The organism is Fulvivirga sp. AWR4_260 (assembly GCF_056158185.1).
Genome location: NZ_JBSWSU010000015.1, coordinates 1990267 through 2008981 on the forward strand (window position 1 = coordinate 1990267; position 18715 = coordinate 2008981).

The window sequence follows — 18715 nt, forward strand, 5'->3', positions numbered from 1 at the left end:
ATTCATATGAAGAATAATATTATATATATCCTGATGTTGGTAGGGTTACCATTGGCTACTCAGGCACAAGATGGTTGGGAAAATGATGGTGAAATTGAAGATGTTGAAATAGAGATTGTAAAAGACAGGGAAATTACCTTGCCTGCTGCTAATAGAAATTTCGAGAAGATTCCCCCAGCATCTACCACCACAAAGAGAGAAAATATTGAATACTTCTTTAACAATATCAACTTTACTTTACCGGACCTAAATGTGAGGATGAGGCCCTTGAAAATAAAAGATGAAAGACTTCAAAAACTATATGGTAATTATATAAAAGCTGGGTTTGGTAATTTTGTTACGCCTTATTTAGAAGGTTATTTCAATAATAAGCGCAGTAAAGATTATAGCTACGGAGCGCATTTTAATTATTTAAACTCTAAAAAAGGACCTGTAGATGATGAAAATAGCGGATCGGGATCTCTCGATTTAGATGTTTTTGGTAAATACTTTACTAAGGCAGTAACGCTTAGCGGTGATATTGGGTATAGCAGAAGAAATTATCATTTCTATGGCTACCCTGATGGGGCGGAGATCAATGATGAAGATTCTATAAAACAATATTTTAATAATTTCTACTTAAAAGGTAAGCTAGAGAGCTCCAATAAAAAAGCTCCCTTTCAATACGCATTAGAAGCACAGGTGGATCTATTAAAGGATAATTATGTAGCCAAAGAGAATGAAGTGCAGTTTGCAGGGTATGGTAAATATAAATTCGATAAGAATACTTTCGTTAGGGTAGATGCAGACTTGGCTTTAATGAATAGAAAATTCACCATTTTTGATGAAGAGAAAACTCAAAACAGAAATTTGTTTAGGTTAAAGCCAATAGTAGGGTTCAAATATGAAGACTTTAAGTTAGAAGCAGGGTTTAATGTAGTAGTGGAGAACGATACGCTTGGAAGCGCAGATAAATTACATTTTTACCCCATGGCAAAAGCTACCTACGGACTTACAGAGAGCATAGATGTATATGCTGGTATAAGAGGAGATGTTCAGAAGAATACTTTAAGGTCTATCTCAATGGAAAATCCATACATAATGGATAACGTGCCGGTATTCAACGCCAATAAGTCTTTTGATTTATATGGTGGTATTAACGCTAAAGTGAATAATAGAATGGGAGTGGAAGCAGGCATTAGTATAGCAAATTACAAAAACATGTACTTTTTTGTGAACGATTCTATTGATCAATCACGATTTGACATTTTGTATGATAAAGGAAATACCGCAGTAGTAAATCTATTTGGTCAAATGAGTTACAATACTTCAGATAAGTTCAGGTTAACAGCCAGAGGTGATTATTGGGGTTATGGCACTGATGGTATAGACGAAGCATGGCACAAGCCAAATTATAAAATTACTGCCATGGCTACTTATGATTTGTACGACAAGTTTTTATTCAATTTAGAAGCATTTACCATTGGAGGAATAACTGCCAGAGGAGAGAATAACGAAGCGGTAAGCTTAGATGCGGCTTTTGATTTAAATTTTAAAGTAGATTATTTGATTTCTGATAGGTTTTCTGTTTTCTTACAATTCAATAATATCTTTAGTAAGGAATACGAACTTTATTATAGATACCCTACCAGATCTTTACAGTTTATGGCAGGCCTTACTTATAACTTTTAGGACATTTCTTCGATTTTGAATTAAAGAAAAAGATTATTATTGTAAACTTGCAAGTTGTGAGAAATTTGTCTCACTGGAAAATAAAGTTATTTTTGTATTTATTTAATTAAGAGGAGAAGACTAACTATTCGACCATGGCCAACGGAGAAAACAAAGACGAATTAGAGGACAATGACAACTTAAATCAAGGCGGCAACGAGAATATTAATGATGCCGATGATAACTTTGGTTTACCTGAAATTGACTATGAGCCAATTAATAGAACTACTGAGGAAGAAGAACCTGATGAGGTTCAGCCAGAAGAAGTAAAAGAAGAAGAAACTTACATACCTGAGGAAGAGACTCCTGCTACCTACGAAGAGACACCATATGAAGAAGAGGTAGTAGCAGAAGAAACTTACGAAGAAACTGTTTATCAGGAAGAGGAAATAGATTATGAATCAGAGCCTCAAGGTTATGTGCCTGGAAGCTATGAACCTGAAGAGAATAAGAGTAATGCTGGAATTATAATAGGTATTATTGTAATAGTTGTTCTTTTATTAGGTGCTGTAGGGTATTATTTCTTTTCATATAAGCCAGCACAAGTTGAAAAGGAACAGCAAAGAATAGAAGCTCAGAAGAAAAAGGAAGCTGAGGAAAAACAAAAGGCTGCTCAGGCAGAATTAGAGAGGCAAAGAGCATTAGAAGAGCAGGCTGCCGCAGAAGCTGCTGCCAGAGAAGCTGAAGATGCTAAACCTAAAATTGGTTCGGTTGAGACAATTTCTTCAAGAACAGGGCGTTATTATATTGTTATTGCCAGTGCTCTTGATGGTGATCTGGCCATGGATCATGCAAAGAAGTTAACTAAAAAAGGAATTAGTTCTTATATCATAGAGCCTTTTGGCAAAAGCAAATTTCATCGTATAGCTGTAGGCAGTTATGAGACATGGGCAGAGGCCGACAATGCGGCTAATGACTTCAAGCCTGAGTATGGTGATGATGTTTGGGTTGTAAGATATTAAATCAATATATGATATTCGCACAAATTACTACAAGTGTAGATACGGTAGCCAATGTGGCTCATGAACCGGAATCTGTTTCAGTATTGGATTTGTTATTTGATGGGGGCTTTATGATGGTTCCCATTTTAGCTTTATCCATAATGGCTATTTATATTTTTGCTGAGAGAATGCTCACTATTATGAAGGCCGAAAAAACTCCTGATGGTTTTATGGGTAAAATAAGAGACTTGGTGGAGAAGGGTGATATTAGCGGAGCAAAAATCTTATGCCAAGAGTATGATTCTCCTACAGGAAGAATGATTGAAAAGGGCTTGTCTAGAATAGGTAGTCCATTGAAAAATATAGAAGTAAGTATTGAAAATGTAGGTAAAATAGAACTTTTTAAGTTAGAAAAGAATCTATCTTTAATGGCTACTATTTCAGGGTCTGCGCCTATGTTAGGTTTCTTAGGTACTGTTATCGGTATGATTCAGGCCTTTATTGCTATAGCTCAAGAAGAAGGTTCTGTAAGTCCTAAGTTGCTTTCAGAAGGAATTTATACAGCCATGGTAACTACTGCAGCAGGTTTGTTTGTGGGTATTTTGGCATACTTGGGATATAACTATCTTGTAGCCAAAGTTCAAAAAGTAGTGCACAAAATGGAGTACAACTCTGTTGAGTTTATAGATTTATTACAAGAACCTAGATAATTAGCAGTATGGCTCTTAAATCTAAACATCAGGTAGAACCCATGTTCAGCATGTCATCAATGACTGATATTATATTTCTGTTATTGATATTTTTTATGCTTACATCATCATTTATTACACCTTCTGGGTTACCTATTAACTTGCCTACCAGCAAAACCGCTACAGTAGAAATGCAGAAACTATCCGTTACAGTGACTGCAGATTTACAGTATTTTGTAAATGATAAAAAGGTAAGCCGCTCTAGTTTAGAGCGGGAACTAAAAAGCAAGTTGCGGGGTAAAGAAGGTATAGTTGTACTTCATATAGATGAAAGCGTACCTACTAAAAATCTGGTAGAAGTGGCAGGCATAGCTACTGCCTTAGAAGCTAAAGTTTCTATTGCAACAAAAACAAATTAAAAGATGGCAGTGAACGAACAGGAAGAATTAAAGAATAAGAGAGCAGGATTGATCATATCAGTATCAATCCATGTAGTTCTGTTATTGGTTTTTCTGTTTATAGTAGCCTGGAGAGAGCCTGATCCTCCGCTGCCAGAATACGGTATTGAACTTAATTTTGGTTTAGATAATGTAGGAACAGGAGAAATACAGCCTGAGCAACCTGCTACGCCATCAGAATCAGAAGAAGAAGCTGCACCCGAAGAATTACCCGAGCCCAGCGAAGAGGTGGTAGAAGAAACCCCGGTGGAGGAGATGGCCGCGGAGCCTGTAGAAGAGGTAGTAGAGACTTCTACTAATGTGCAAGAAAGCCCCGATGTGGTTGAAAAGGAAGTAAAGCCAAAAAAAACTGAAGTCAAAAAGGAAGTGGAGAAAAAGGTAGAAACACCTAAGGAGACCGCCAAGCCTGTCGAAAATAAAGAAGTTACCAAGCCTGCCAACGGAGCTAATGGCACAGATGGTGAAAATAAAACGCCTCAAAATGCTAATCATGGAGATAATGAGAATGAAGAGGGTGATAAAGGTGACCCGCAAGGATCGTTAGATTCACGCGCATTATATGGTAACAGAGGAGGTGGTGGAGGATCCGCACTGGATATGACAGGATGGATGTGGGATTACATTCCAAAACCTAAGGATAGTTCTAATGAAAATGGTAGAATTGTTTTTGAGGTTAAGATAGATGACATGGGTGAAATTATATCTGTTAAAACATTAATTAGAAGCGTGAGTCCGGCAGTGGAAAAAATATATAGAGCAGAAGTGGAAAAGCTTACTTTTAGCAGAACCTCTGACAACACCATAGCGGCACCAATTTCTACAGGTAAAATTACCTTTGTTATTAAATCAAAATAAAACTTCTAATTACCTTCGCAGCTCTTACACCTATCAATTAATATAGCTTGCGAAATGGAAGGTATTACTCGTTTTTCTAATTATGATGAGGTTATACACTTTATGTATACCTCATTGCCAATGTTTCAGAAGGTTGGTGCATCTGCATATAAAAAAGACCTTACCAATACTGTTAAATTATTAGAGGGTATTGGAAATCCTGAGCTTAAATTTAAATCTGTACATATAGCAGGAACTAACGGTAAAGGTAGTTCTTCTAATTATATAGCTGCCATACTACAATCTGCGGGCTATAAAACAGGACTTTATACCTCCCCACATCTTAAAAATTTTAACGAGAGGATAAGAATAAATGGTATAGAAATACCTGAGCAGGCAGTATTAGATTTTATTAATCAGAATGTAGGTATAATAGAGGAAGTTAAGCCTTCATTTTTTGAACTAACAGTAGCTATGGCATTTCAATATTTCGCTGATGAAAAAGTGGATATAGCTGTGATTGAAGTTGGAATGGGAGGAAGGTTGGACTCAACTAATGTCATTCACCCTGAAGTGAGTTTAATCACTAACATTAGTGAAGATCATCAGCAGTGGCTTGGTAATACTCTAAAGGAAATAGCATTTGAAAAAGGAGGCGTGATTAAGAAAGGGGTGCCTGTAGTCATTAGTGAGCGACAAAATGAGGTAGATGAAGTTTTTGGAAATCTTGCTACGGATAAGGATAGCAAGATAAGTTTTGCTTCTGATATCTACCATGCTAGTTATACTGAGGGTATACTGATGGTAACAGGCAATAATCAGGATATAAAATTCGAAATGCCGCATGCTGGGAAATATCAGGAAAAGAACATGCCGGGTGTGATCAGTGTAATCGAGGTCTTAAGAGAGAAGGGATGGAGTATTGATGCTGAGGCTTTGAAAAGTGGAATAAAGCACATGACTGATATCACTGGCTTGAAGGGGCGTTGGCAGATTCTAAATGATAGTCCGCTAACCATATGTGATGTTGGGCATAACTATGCAGGTGTAGAGTTCATTGTAGAGCAATTTAGGGATCTTGATTACAATAAATTGCATATAGTTTGGGGGACAGTAAACGATAAGGATATTGATAAAGTACTAGAGTTACTGCCTAAAGATGCTTCTTATTATTTTTGTGAAGCTGATATTCCTAGAGCCATGCCAGTGGAGCAGTTAGAGCGACAGGCACATGCTAAAGGCTTGCGTGGGCAAAGTATTAAGAGAGTGAGTGATGCCGTAGATGCAGCCAGAAGAAATGCAGGAAATGATGATCTAATATTTATCGGAGGCAGTACCTTTGTAGTTGCAGAAATAGATGTTTTATAATGAGTAGAAACAAGATGGCACGTTTTGCCGCTAATGCAGAACGACACAACGTAATAGAGCCGGGTAAAAGTATTATAGAAGAAATTAAAGGAAATTGGCACGAGACCTATTTTAAAAATTCAAATCCAATTACGCTAGAATTAGCTTGCGGTAGAGGCGAATATTCAATAGGGTTGGCTCAGCGTTTTCCTAATAAGAACCTCATTGGCATAGACCTTAAAGGAGACCGAATATGGAAGGGGAGTGGTATAGCCCTAGAAGAGGGAATTGAAAATGTCGGTTTTTTACGAGTGCATATACTTGAGTTGGCTAATTATTTTGAGCCTGGTGAAGTAGATGATATATGGATTACCTTTCCTGATCCGCGCCCGAAAGATAGGGACATTAAAAGAAGGATTACACACGGAAGATACCTTGATATATATAAGGGAATATTGAAGCCAGAAGGTAATGTTTTCTTTAAAACGGATAACACAGGTTTATTTGAATACACCTTAGAAGTACTCAATGAACGTAATGATATTAAAGATCTGGTGCATACATTCGATTTATATCATTCTGATTTAAAAGAAGAGTGTTATGATATCAGGACCAGATACGAAAAGAAGTTTAGTGCAGAAGGACATGATATTAAATATTTACGATTTAAGTTTAAGGTATAATGCTTTTGGCATGTCATATTAAATTGTAATTTTGCATTACCTGCAAGGTCGACAAGTTTTTTAAACCTAACATTAAAAACAATACCGAGTGAAGCCTTTGTTCTAGGCCAGGCCTCATCCCTTCGGGGACCTCGTTCATTCAGGTTAACAGTGGACGGCCGAAATCGTAGGGCAGCTCAAATCCTGTCTTATCGGGGGTTTAAATAACCACGAACCTTGTAGGTTTTTTTACCTTTTCTTATTTTTCTCCTCGCTTTTTGTTAGTCTGCCTGTTTTTAAAACATAATTGCATTGTTTTTTTGCAAGGTTACTGTGGTATTATGCCTTTCTATTTAATTGATGGTATCCTTTTATATTTATGTTTTGATTCAAAAATGATAAATATTTAATTTTTCTTACATTCCATATTACTGTTGTGTAATAAACCTTGACATATCAGGTCAATATATAGTAAACCGGTTTATTGCATATTAATTCTCATTCTGTATAGGTAAGGTTTATAATTTACAACGATTTATAGTTGATTAAATTCAATAATCCTATTAAATAAATTACATGCAATCGTTTGCGGGGTCGATTGTTGTTATTTTTGAGCATATTATTACTTAAATTACTATCGTGTAAAGTGTATATGTACACAAAGTGATTTAAAATGTTGATTTTGAATTGAATATTCATTTTTGAAATCGATTGAAATAATGGAAATGTTTAATTAAAGTAAACCTCATGAAGAAAATTTTACTTAGTGTTTTATGGGTTACTATTCTTTCTCTCTGTATGAGTCACTCGCTATATGCACAAGAAAGAATGGTATCCGGTAAGGTAACTTCTAAATCAGATGGAAGTTCTTTGCCAGGTGTTAATGTCCTTGTGGAGGGAACCTCAACAGGGACGGTAACCGATATTCAAGGTAATTATTCCATAAAAGTAAGGGATAATGCCACCTTGAATTTTTCATTTATTGGCTATGCTACTCAGTCGGTAGCGGTAGGTACTAGAACATCTATTAATATTCAAATGACAGATGATGTTACCGAGTTAACAGAAGTTGTTGTTATAGGATATGGTAGTGTAAAGAAGGAAGATGCTACAGGATCTGTAGAGGTGTTAGGAGAAGAAGAATTCAATAAAGGAATCCAAACTTCACCAGAACAACTTATTCAAGGGCGAGTATCGGGAGTACAAATTACCTCAAGTAGTGGCCAGCCGGGCGGAGGTTCTAATATTAGAATTCGCGGAGCATCATCTATAAGAGCCGGAAATGGCCCATTAATAGTATTAGATGGAGTGCCTTTAGATGGAAGAGATATAAGTGCGGGTGCAGATGTAGGTGCAGGTAGAGCTAGCGCCAAAAACCCGTTAAACTTTATCAATCCTAATGATATCGAGACTATGAACGTATTGAAAGACGCTTCTGCCACTGCGATTTATGGTTCAAGAGGAGCTAATGGTGTAATCATCATTACTACTAAGCAAGGGAGTAGAGGAAAGCCAGAGTTAACATACTCATCTGCTTTTAGTGTAAATCAAATTCCTAAGAATAGAAAGTATGATTTGTTATCTGCATCTGAGATGAGAGATCAGGTATCAAATTCTAATGTGCTTTTTGGTGCAGATGTTGATGCATTCGATGAAGTAACAAGAACAGCTTTTACTCATGATCATAACTTGGCTTATGGAGGTACTACAGAAAGCGGTGGCCGATACAGAATTTCACTTGGCTACCAAGACCAAGAAGGTGTAATAGAGCATACAGGTATGGAAAAGTATAATGCTACCATTAATATTTCTCAAAATGTATTCAATGACCGAGTTAAATTAGCAAGTACTTTAATTACCAGTTATATAGAGGATGAAACTACCGCACTATCTGATAACGTGGGTGCAGAAGGAGATTTAATGATTTCTGCCTTAAGATGGAATCCAACGCGTCCTTTCTATGATGATAATGGCAATTTTACTCAGCCTAGTGATAATGAGAGGAATCCATTAGCATTTTTGAACTATTATGATGACAATACCGAAACATCGAAAATATTTGCTAACATTTCAGCTACTGTTAAACTTATTGAAGGGTTAGATTATAAGTTTAACTTAGGAATTGATCGTTCTGAGTCAGAACGTAAGATTGGAGTTTCCAAGCTTATGAACGCAAATTTTGCAGGTAATGGGCAAGGAGCTGAAAGAAAAGGAGGTATTGGTAATATTGAGAATATAGAGGCTGGGTCAGTTTTGGCAGAGCACACCTTTACCTATAATACAACATTGAGTGAAAGTGTTAAGTTTAACGCCCTAGCGGGATATTCTTATCAGAAATTTACCAGAAATGGAAGCAGTCAAAGGGCTACTAACTTCATAAATGATGATCAGAGGTTATACGTTAATAACCTTAATTTCGGAAGTAATTTTCCTGCTAGTTCTAACTCTTCTTTCTATGAGCCTAACGTAGAGTTGCAGTCTTATTTCGGAAGGGTGAATTTTGATATGTATGATAAGTTCTTGGTGACAGCTACATTTAGAACTGACGGATCGAGCAAATTCGGTAAAAATAATAAATATGGTTATTTCCCTTCTGCAGCCTTTGCATGGAGGTTGGTAGAGGAAGATTTTACTCCTGAATTATTTACTGATTTAAAATTAAGATTGGGTTGGGGTATTACCGGTAATCAGGAGTTTCCTGCAGGTTCGGCCCAAGACCAATATAAGCCACTACCGGATGGAACGGGAATCCAACAAACCACGGTGGGTAACCCTGATTTGACTTGGGAGCAAACTACTCAGTATAACTTTGGTTTAGATTACGGATTTTTTGATAACAGATTAACTGGTTCTGTAGATTTATATTACAAAAAAACAGAAGACTTATTATTTAGATTAAGAGCAGCACAGCAAGCTCCTGATGTATATGTTTGGAGAAACTTGGAAGGTGTAACTGTTGAAAACAAAGGTATTGATATCACTATTGACGGGGTTGTAATTGATAAACAAGACCTAACACTTGATGTAGGTGTTAATATGAGCTTCTTCCACAACCAGATCAATAATGTATCTGATATTTTTACTACCGGTATTCAAACAGGGGAGATCAATGGACAAGGTTTAACAGGGCAGAGGTCGCAGTTACTTTATGACGGACAGCAATTATATGCTTTTTACCTACCTATTTTTACCGGCTTTGATGAAAATGGAAGCTCCACATTTGCAGACCTTAATGGAGACGGGCAAAATACAGCCAGCGGAATAGAGAAGCCTGGCATTGGTGACCGTACCTTTGTAGGTTCTCCTAACCCAGATTATATACTAGGTATTAGAGGTGCATTAAATTATAAAAACTGGGACGCTAGCGTGTACTTCAACGGTGCATTTGGCCATCAAATTTTTGATAATACAGCACTAGCTTTATTTAGTCAATCTGCATTAAATGGGGGAGCTAATGTTGATAAGCGTGTTATAGGCTTAGGACAAGATCCTTCTGACCCAGCTGTACCATCTACAAGATTTTTAGAGGATGCTGATTACTTAAGATTAGCCAACTTAACTGTTGGGTATAACTTTAAAACCTCAAATATCGAATGGATTCAGTCTTTGAGAGTTTTTGCTACAGGGCAGAATTTATTTTTAATTACTGGTTACGATGGGTTTGACCCAGAAGTAAATACCAATAAAGCGATAGATGATGTGCCTTCATTTGGTATTGATTATGCGTCTTATCCAAGAGCAAGAATGTTAATGCTAGGCCTAAATGTCAAGTTCTAATGACGTTAATAAAAGATTTAACTATGAAAAAAATACTTAACTATATTATATGTTTAAGTTTTCTGGTTCCAATGGCCTGTACGGATTTGGAAGAGGAGCTTAATGATGGAATATCTGATGCGGGAGCGGTTGATTTACAGCAATTATTGAATGGTGCTTATTCTAACCTTCGTGACTTACAAAGTCAGGATAACCTTTTAGTGCTTACTGAGCACCCCACAGATGAGATGGCAGGACCAACTAGAGGTAGAGACTGGGATGATGCTGGAATTTGGAGAGTGTTACATACGCATACCTGGACCACTTCCCATGCATATATCAACACTGTTTGGAGAACTTTAAATAAGAATTCGTACAACGCAAGTCAAATTATATGTAAAGGAGCTACGGGCCGTATTAAGGCTGAGGCTACGTTTTTAAGGGTTTTTAATGATTTTCTTGTTTTAGATAATTATGGTAAAATTCCTCGCAGGCCTTGTGGTGAAAATTTATTGCTTCCACCCTCTCAATTGTTAAATAGAAAGGAAGCTATAGATATCCTTATTTCAGAGTTAGAAGAGGTCTTTAATGATCTTCCAACGGATCTTGGAGCAAGCATTGCTACACAAAATGCGGGGCATGCTTTGCTTGCTAAAATGTATTTAAATAGAGCGGTATACTTAGCTACTGGTGATAATAATGCTGCAGAAGAAGGGCCTTATAACTTTGAAGTTTCCGATATGAATAAAGTTATATCTCACGTGAATAGTCTTTCTGGTTATGAAATTGATCCTGAGTATTTCGATAATTTTATTCCACAGAATGGCAATGAATCCTCGGAGCTAATATTCGTGTCTGAAAATACCTCTGGAATAGCAGCTGGTAATATTCGTGCTTATTGGTTTATGACATTGCATTATAATCAAAACCCTAGCGGTTGGAATGGTTTTGTTGCTTTAGCGGATCTTTATAATCGTTTTGAAGAAGGGGATCAAAGAAGGTATACAGAGTTAGATTATTTTGAAGAGAATAAAAGTGGTCTTAATGCTGGTTTTTTAGTAGGTCAGCAATATGATTCTATAGGAGAGCCATTGTCAGATAGAAACGGTAATCCTCTGGCATTTACCAAAGAGTTTAGCTTAATAGAATCAGGACCTAATTTAGAAGTAAAAGGAATTAGGGCTATTAAATACCCACCAGATTTTGATACCCCTGGAGACCAAGCTGATAATGACTTTGTATTACTAAGGTATGCAGACGCTAAACTAATGGAAGCGGAGGCAATAATGAGAGGTGGTACAGCGGTAGATCAATCGGCTTTAGAAATTGTTAATGATATAAGAGACAAGAGAGGTGCTAGCCAATTGGCATCACTTACAGAGCAAGAACTGTTAGATGAAAGAAGTAGAGAATTGTATTGGGAAGGTTGGAGAAGAAATGACCTGATCAGGTTCAATGCCTTTTTAGGTACATGGCAAGAGAAGGACAGTCGTTCAGATAAAACACGGTTGTTATTCCCTATTCCGGCCGAGGCTATTTCTACTAACCCTAATTTACCTCAAAATCCTGGATATTAATTATCAAATTTTATAGTTTAATATGGCCGCTTCGTAAAGGGAGCGGCCTTTCTTAATTATGCATCTAGCCAGCAGACTCCTTATTATTCTCCTATTCTTCTTTGGATGTACCAAAAAATCTGATGACAAAAAAACTCCATTATTCACCTCTCTGACCCCAAAGTCTACAGGTATAGAATTTATTAATAAGGTTGAAAATACAGCTGATTTTAACATTTTCTTATATCGTAATTTTTATAACGGAGGAGGGGTCGGTATTGGAGATATTAATAATGATAACCTTCCTGATGTTTACCTTACGAGTAATATGGGAGAGAATAAGTTATACCTCAATAAGGGAGGATTTCAGTTTGAAGATATTACAAAAAAAGCGGGTGTCGGCAGTGTAAATAAATGGAGTACGGGAGTAGTGTTTGTTGATGTCAATAATGATGGTCTGTTAGATATTTATGTCTGTAACGCAGGTTATAGAAAAAATACTAACCAGAAGAACGAGTTATATATCAATAATGGAGACCTGACTTTTACCGAACGAGCAGAGGAATATGGACTTGCTGAAAATGGCTATACCACTCATGCGGCCTTCTTTGATTATGATAAAGATGGTGATCTGGATGTATATATTTTGAATAACAGCTTTATACCGGTACATACGTTGAATTATAGCAATAAGCGTGAATTACCTGCAGATCAGTGGCCGGTTAAGGATTTTTTGAGAGGGGGAGGAGATAGGCTATTGAAAAATGAAGGAGGCAAGTTTGTGGAAGTTACGTCAGAGGCCGGAATATACAATAGCTTAATTGGGTTTGGACTTAGTATAACCATAGGAGATGTCAATGGTGATGGATGGGATGATATTTATATTTCTAATGATTTCTTTGAGCGAGACTATTTATATATCAATCAAAAGAATGGTACTTTTAATGAAGAGTTAGAAACGCAAATTGGACATGTTAGTGCGTTTAGCATGGGAGCCGATATTGCTGATATTAATAATGATGGACATCAGGATATTTTTGCTACGGATATGCTACCTGATGATGAGCAACGACTAAAGGCAACAACTTCTTTTGAGCCATATAGCGTGTACGAGTTGAAATTAAAGAGAGATTTCTACTATCAATTCATGCAAAATACATTGCAGCTCAACCAAGGCAATGGTCACTTTAGTGAAATCGCTCATTATGGAGGAGTGGCAGCATCTGATTGGAGCTGGGGTGCACTAATGTTTGATGTTAATAATGATGGCTTTAAAGACATTTATGTAAGTAATGGGATTTATCACGATATAACTGATCAAGATTTTATAGATTTTTTTGCAGATGATATGATTCAGCAAATGGCATTATCTGGGGGCAAGAAGGAAGTGAATGATATAGTGAATAAAATGCCCTCAAAACCAATTGTTAATAAGCTTTTTGTTAATAATGGTGATTTAACCTTCCAAGATTTATCTGATTATACAGCGGTTGAAAAGACCTTTTCTAATGGTGCAGCTTATGGAGATTTGGATAATGATGGTGATCTTGATTTAATAGTAAGTAATGTTAATCAGCCTGTTTCTATATTAAGAAATAACACTGTTTTGGGAGCTGATGCTCACTATTTAAAAGTAAAAGTTGTGGGAAGTGCCTTAAACACCTTTTCCGTAGGAGTCACTGTTGCTTTGTATTCTAATGGCAATAAATACGTTTCAGAGTTGATGCCTTCCAAAGGCTTTCAGTCTTCTGTAGATTATCCTTTGTTTTTTGGTCTAGGCAAGGTCAGTAGTATTGATTCAATGGTAGTTAACTGGGCAGATAATTATCAGTTGATTATGTCGGAGGTGCCAGTGGACACCTTATTGGTTGTAAATCATAAAAATGCCTCTTCGAAACCATTGATGGAAGGTTTAGATGATAGACCACAGCGTGATTCACGTTTTAAGCTGATTAAGGATAGCGTTTTTATCCAACATAAAGAAGACCGTTATGTGGATTTTTATAACGAGGGTTTGGTGATAGAAATGCTAAGCCATGAAGGGCCTAAAGGAGATGTGGCTGATGTAAATGGCGATGGTATTGATGATATATTGATAGGTGGAGCCAGAGGGCAAAGTGCACAACTTTATATAGGTAAGCATGACGGTTGGCAGCTAAAGGAGCAGTCAGCATTTGAGCAAAATAGTTTATTTGAAGATACTGCTATTAAGTTTTTTGATATTGATAATGATGGAGATAAGGATGTGTTTATTGGCTCAGGAGGTAATTATGATTTGCCAGAATCTATGCCAATGCAGGACAGGATATATGTTAACGATGGCCAGGGTAATTTCACCCTTCATGCAGCGGCTTTAAATAACAATGGCTATAATACAGCTGTAGCATTACCTTATGATATTGATAATGATGGCGATTTAGATCTATATGTGGGGAGTAGAAGTGTACCTCAAAATTATGGAAAAAGTCCTAAAAGCTATTTTTATATCAACGATGGTGTAGGAAATTTTAAAGATGAGATTAAAAAAGTAGCTCCTGCATTGGAGCAGGTAGGCATGGTAACGGATGCTGCGTTGGTTGATATTGATAATGATCGTCAGCCTGAGATGGTGGTGGTAGGTGAATGGATGAGTCCTATTATATTAAAAAATAGTAATGGTAAGCTCACTCCTGTAAAAACAGGGTTGGAGGACTATTCTGGTTGGTGGAATGCGGTAAAAGTAACCGACATAGATAGTGATGGTGATAAAGACTTAATTATCGGTAATAGAGGTGAGAATTTCTATTTTACTGGCGATTTAGAAAACCCTGCTAAGCTATGGTTGTATGACTTTGATAATAACCATACCGAAGAAAAAATTATTACACATCGTGTGGACGGCAGGGACGTAACTGTGCATATGAAGAAAGAACTGACATCTCAAATTGTTAGTTTAAAGAAGCAAAACCTGAAACATAAAGAATTTGCCACTAAGGCCATTCAAGATTTATTTAAACCAGAAATATTAAATAAGGCACAAGTGAAATTGGGTAATTGGTTTAAGTCGAGTATGGCTATTAATGATGGAAATGGCAATTTTACCATAAAGGCCTTACCTCAGCAAGCTCAACTTTCAAGTGTAAATGCCATTCATATTCTTAAAGCACAAAATGATGTATCTGATATAGTACTAGCGGGGAATAATAGTTATTTTTTACCTCAATATTCTAAGTTGGATGCGAGTACAGGGATTTTGTATGCTAATCAGTCAGGGCACTTGATACTTAAAGAAAATAGTATAATGCTTGATGGAGATGTGAAACAAATTTTAAAAATTATAAATAATAATAAAACCTATTTGTTGTGTTTACGCAATGATAAATCCCCAATGCTTTATCAGGTAAATGCAGCGAACCCTTCAATGTGATTAATAAAATGTGCTATAGATATTTGTTTTTTTGCTTTGTTCTCTTTCTTATTAGTTGTTCAAATCCCAAAGAAGACGAGAAGCTCTTTAAACTTCATAAAGGAGAAAGTGTGGGCCTTGATTTTGAAAATATTCTTACACAGGCTGTAGATTTTAATGTTTTTAGCTACATGTATTTCTTTAATGGTGCAGGCGTTGGTGCAGGTGATTTTAATAATGATGGGCTTACAGACCTCTATTTTGCCAGTAATTTAGGAGAGAATAAACTTTTTATTAATACTGGCGGTATTTCGTTTAAAGAAGTGACAGAAGATATTGGTGTTTCTGGTGACGGAGGTTGGTCTACAGGAGTTTCTGTAGTAGATATAAATAACGATGGTTTACTAGACCTGTATGTTTGTCAGGTGGGCGATTTTAGAAAATTACACGGAACCAATAAGCTCTATATTAATCAAGGTGTAAAAAATGGATTACCCCATTTCAAAGAACAGGCAGCAGAGTATGGGCTTAATTTTACTGGTTTTAGCACCCAAGCCAATTTCTTTGATTATGATATGGACGGTGATTTGGATATGTATCTGCTTAATCATTCAGTACACGAAAATGGCACTTTTGGTCAACGCAGGTCTTTTCTCAATAAGAATCACCCTACCTCAGGAGACAAATTATTTAATAATCAGGATGGCCATTATGTAGATGTTACGGATAGTGCAGGCATCAAAAGTATGGTAATTGGATATGGTTTAGGTGTGGTCACTGGCGATGTAAATAACGATGGATGGCCTGATATTTATATAGGTAATGACTTTCATGAAAATGACTACCTCTACATTAATCAACAGAACGGAACTTTTAAAGAAGAACTGACCGGAGCCATGATGCATACCAGCCGTTTTTCAATGGGGGTTGATATGGCTGATATTAATAATGATGGTAATAGCGACATCATTTCACTTGATATGCAGCCTTATGATCCCGAAATATTAAAGAGCTCATTGGGAGAAGATGATTATTCCACCTTTGACTTTAAATTGAAATACGGGTATAACGTACAGTTTGCTCGCAATAATTTACAGCTCAATAATGGTGATGGCTCTTTTAGTGAAATTGGAATGTTTGCCAATGTATCGGCTACGGACTGGTCTTGGTCGTCTTTATTTGCCGATTTTAATGCAGATGGCTTTAAGGATCTGTTTGTTAGTAATGGTATTCCAAGAAGAATGAACGATATCGACTACCTCAATTTTCGTGAAAACAATACAGATCATAAATGGAAAACGGGTAGTGATCAAATGAGTAACAATGATCTTGAGTTGATTGAAAAGTTACCTCAGATTAAAATTCAGAATCGTTTTTACCTCAATAATCAGAACTTAAGGTTTAGCGATGTTTCAGATCAAGTGGCAAATCACTCCACTTCGTATTCTAATGGAGCCATTTATGCTGATTTGGACAATGATGGAGACTTAGATATTGTGGTTAACAATATTGGAGAATCTCCTTTTCTATATGAGAACTTGAATGGTAGAAAAAGTGATCAGGGTAAATCATTTTCTTTGGTTTTAAAAGGTAATGATGAAAATGTAAATGCAGTCGGATCAAAAGTATATGTGTATAAAGGTCAACAGACCATAATTCAAGAGTATTATCCTGTGCACGGATTTATGTCTAGTATGCTTACACCTTTAAGTATAGGAGTGGGCGATGCTTCATTGGTAGATTCTATATTACTAGTTTGGCCAGACCAGACCTATCAAAGATTAGCTCCCCGCTATGATACCTTAAATTATGCCAGCTGGAAGGGCGGTTTAACACATTTTTCTTTTAGAAAAGATCAAAGCCAATCTCCGGTGTCTTTTAAAGATGCATCAGAAAGTAAAAAATTAACCTACCAGCATAAAGAAAATGGTTTTATAGAGTTTGATCGAGAGCGGTTAATACCTTTTATGGTATCGCGTGAAGGTCCGGCAATGGCAGTTGGTGATGTTAATGGAGATGGATTGGATGATACATATTTTGGAGGTAGTAAGTGGGAGCCATCTGCGGTGTTTATTCAAATGCCTGACGGTACATTTTCAGAAAAGGATAATGTTATATTTCATCAAGATAGCACATATGAAGATGTTGATGCTTTAATCATAGATATTGATAATGATGGAGATAATGATTTAGTTGTAGCCTCAGGCGGTAATGAATTTTGGGGTAGTTCTGAATACTTAAGTCAAAGGGTTTATATCAACGATGGTGATGGTAACTTTTCCAATAAGCAGTTTATCGGAGATATTAAATTGACTGCCAGCGCTGTGGTGGCTAGTGATGTAAATAATGATGGGTTAATAGATTTATTTATAGGAGGTAGGGCTGTACCTAATAATTATGGTGAAGTGCCAGCATCGTATTTAATGATAAATAAGGGAAATGGACATTTTGACGATGAAACCGATCATTACAGTAGTAAGCTTAAAAAAGTAGGTTTTGTTAGAGATGCTCAATTTATTGACCTTAATAAGGATGGTAAAAATGATCTGTTGCTAGCCCTAGAATGGGGCCGTGTCTCTGCGTTTATAAGTGATGGAGATAAATTTAATGAGATCAATATTTCAGAGCAAAATGGATGGTGGTCGTTTGTGTACGCTCATGATTTTGATGGAGACGGAGATATAGATGTTCTTGCAGGTAATGTTGGTGAAAACAGTAGGTTTCAACCCAGCGAGCAAGAGCCATTGCGGTTATATGTTTCAGATTTTGATAATAATGGTAAAACCGATCAAATACTAACCTATTATCTCCAAGGGCGTGAAATTCCCTTTGCTAGTTACATGGAGTTAACGAAGCAGATGCCATTTTTGAAAAAGAATTATTTATATGCTAAAGATTTTTCAAGAGCATCTATCTCCGAATTATTATCAGAAGACAAAATAGATAATGCTGAAGTACTTACTGCAGCTAACTTAAAAAATATGTATTTTGAAAATACAGGTGACATGAATTTTACAGGTCATGCGCTACCTCAGAGAATGCAATTTTCTACACTTAATGCAGCTCAAGTATTCGAGTATGATGATGAGGGACATGAAGCTTTAATAGTAGGAGGTAATTTTTATAATAACAATATAGAAATGGGGAGGTATGATGCTAGTTATGGTAATATCTTATTTGTTGGTGCGCATGGAGAAATGAAAGTTTCAGCTCTGGATGGTGTTTCAATTAAAGGACAGGTAAAACATATAGAGCGTATTCTTATTCAAAATGAGGCCTATTTTATCGTAGCTAGAAATGATGATAAATCACTGCTTTTTAAAGCAAAGTCGCTCGCACCATTAATGTTAAAGAAATACTAATAAATGTACCAATAT

Annotated in this window: 11 protein-coding genes; all 11 read left to right on the forward strand. The window is 36.4% G+C overall.

Annotated features, from left to right (window positions below; all coding sequences use genetic code 11):
• Positions 1-6: 6 nt before the first annotated feature.
• A complete protein-coding gene (locus tag ACXACQ_RS14910; protein ID WP_474976754.1) occupies positions 7-1671 on the forward strand; it encodes a TonB-dependent receptor in 1665 nt (554 codons plus the stop codon).
• Between the two features lie 134 nt (positions 1672-1805).
• Positions 1806-2672 (forward strand): SPOR domain-containing protein, encoded by an 867-nt coding sequence (locus ACXACQ_RS14915; RefSeq protein WP_474976755.1) that lies wholly within the window; start codon positions 1806-1808, stop codon positions 2670-2672.
• Between the two features lie 8 nt (positions 2673-2680).
• Complete coding sequence (locus tag ACXACQ_RS14920) at positions 2681-3361, forward strand: MotA/TolQ/ExbB proton channel family protein (RefSeq protein WP_474976756.1); 681 nt, start codon at positions 2681-2683, stop codon at positions 3359-3361.
• Between the two features lie 8 nt (positions 3362-3369).
• Positions 3370-3759: an ExbD/TolR family protein gene (locus ACXACQ_RS14925; protein WP_474976757.1), complete on the forward strand. Its 390-nt coding sequence runs from the start codon at positions 3370-3372 to the stop codon at positions 3757-3759.
• 3 nt (positions 3760-3762) lie between these two features.
• Positions 3763-4653 carry a hypothetical protein gene (locus tag ACXACQ_RS14930; protein ID WP_474976758.1) on the forward strand — a complete coding sequence of 297 codons (891 nt, stop codon included), beginning with the start codon at positions 3763-3765 and terminating at the stop codon, positions 4651-4653.
• A 54-nt stretch (positions 4654-4707) separates the two neighbouring features.
• Positions 4708-6000: a bifunctional folylpolyglutamate synthase/dihydrofolate synthase gene (locus ACXACQ_RS14935; protein WP_474976759.1), complete on the forward strand. Its 1293-nt coding sequence runs from the start codon at positions 4708-4710 to the stop codon at positions 5998-6000.
• Entirely contained in the window at positions 6000-6662 is a 663-nt protein-coding gene (trmB, locus tag ACXACQ_RS14940; protein WP_474976760.1) for a tRNA (guanosine(46)-N7)-methyltransferase TrmB, read from the forward strand. The genes ACXACQ_RS14935 and trmB overlap by 1 nt, the downstream gene beginning before the upstream one ends.
• A gap of 726 nt (positions 6663-7388) precedes the next feature.
• Entirely contained in the window at positions 7389-10418 is a 3030-nt protein-coding gene (locus ACXACQ_RS14945; RefSeq protein ID WP_474976761.1) for a SusC/RagA family TonB-linked outer membrane protein, read from the forward strand.
• A 23-nt stretch (positions 10419-10441) separates the two neighbouring features.
• Positions 10442-11974: a RagB/SusD family nutrient uptake outer membrane protein gene (locus ACXACQ_RS14950; protein ID WP_474976762.1), complete on the forward strand. Its 1533-nt coding sequence runs from the start codon at positions 10442-10444 to the stop codon at positions 11972-11974.
• Between the two features lie 58 nt (positions 11975-12032).
• Positions 12033-15359 carry a VCBS repeat-containing protein gene (locus ACXACQ_RS14955; protein ID WP_474976763.1) on the forward strand — a complete coding sequence of 1109 codons (3327 nt, stop codon included), beginning with the start codon at positions 12033-12035 and terminating at the stop codon, positions 15357-15359.
• A 110-nt stretch (positions 15360-15469) separates the two neighbouring features.
• Positions 15470-18700: a VCBS repeat-containing protein gene (locus ACXACQ_RS14960; RefSeq protein WP_474976764.1), complete on the forward strand. Its 3231-nt coding sequence runs from the start codon at positions 15470-15472 to the stop codon at positions 18698-18700.
• Positions 18701-18715: the final 15 nt, after the last annotated feature.

Bases quoted from the DNA above. Each gene is read 5' to 3' on its own strand.
- ACXACQ_RS14945 (WP_474976761.1), top strand. From the start codon at position 7,389: ATGAAGAAAATTTTACTTAGTGTTTTATGGGTTACTATTCTTTCTCTC.
- ACXACQ_RS14955 (WP_474976763.1), top strand. From the start codon at position 12,033: ATGCATCTAGCCAGCAGACTCCTTATTATTCTCCTATTCTTCTTTGGA.
- ACXACQ_RS14950 (WP_474976762.1), top strand. From the start codon at position 10,442: ATGAAAAAAATACTTAACTATATTATATGTTTAAGTTTTCTGGTTCCA.
- ACXACQ_RS14935 (WP_474976759.1), top strand. From the start codon at position 4,708: ATGGAAGGTATTACTCGTTTTTCTAATTATGATGAGGTTATACACTTT.
- trmB (WP_474976760.1), top strand. From the start codon at position 6,000: ATGAGTAGAAACAAGATGGCACGTTTTGCCGCTAATGCAGAACGACAC.
- ACXACQ_RS14910 (WP_474976754.1), top strand. From the start codon at position 7: ATGAAGAATAATATTATATATATCCTGATGTTGGTAGGGTTACCATTG.
- ACXACQ_RS14915 (WP_474976755.1), top strand. From the start codon at position 1,806: ATGGCCAACGGAGAAAACAAAGACGAATTAGAGGACAATGACAACTTA.
- ACXACQ_RS14930 (WP_474976758.1), top strand. From the start codon at position 3,763: ATGGCAGTGAACGAACAGGAAGAATTAAAGAATAAGAGAGCAGGATTG.
- ACXACQ_RS14920 (WP_474976756.1), top strand. From the start codon at position 2,681: ATGATATTCGCACAAATTACTACAAGTGTAGATACGGTAGCCAATGTG.
- ACXACQ_RS14925 (WP_474976757.1), top strand. From the start codon at position 3,370: ATGGCTCTTAAATCTAAACATCAGGTAGAACCCATGTTCAGCATGTCA.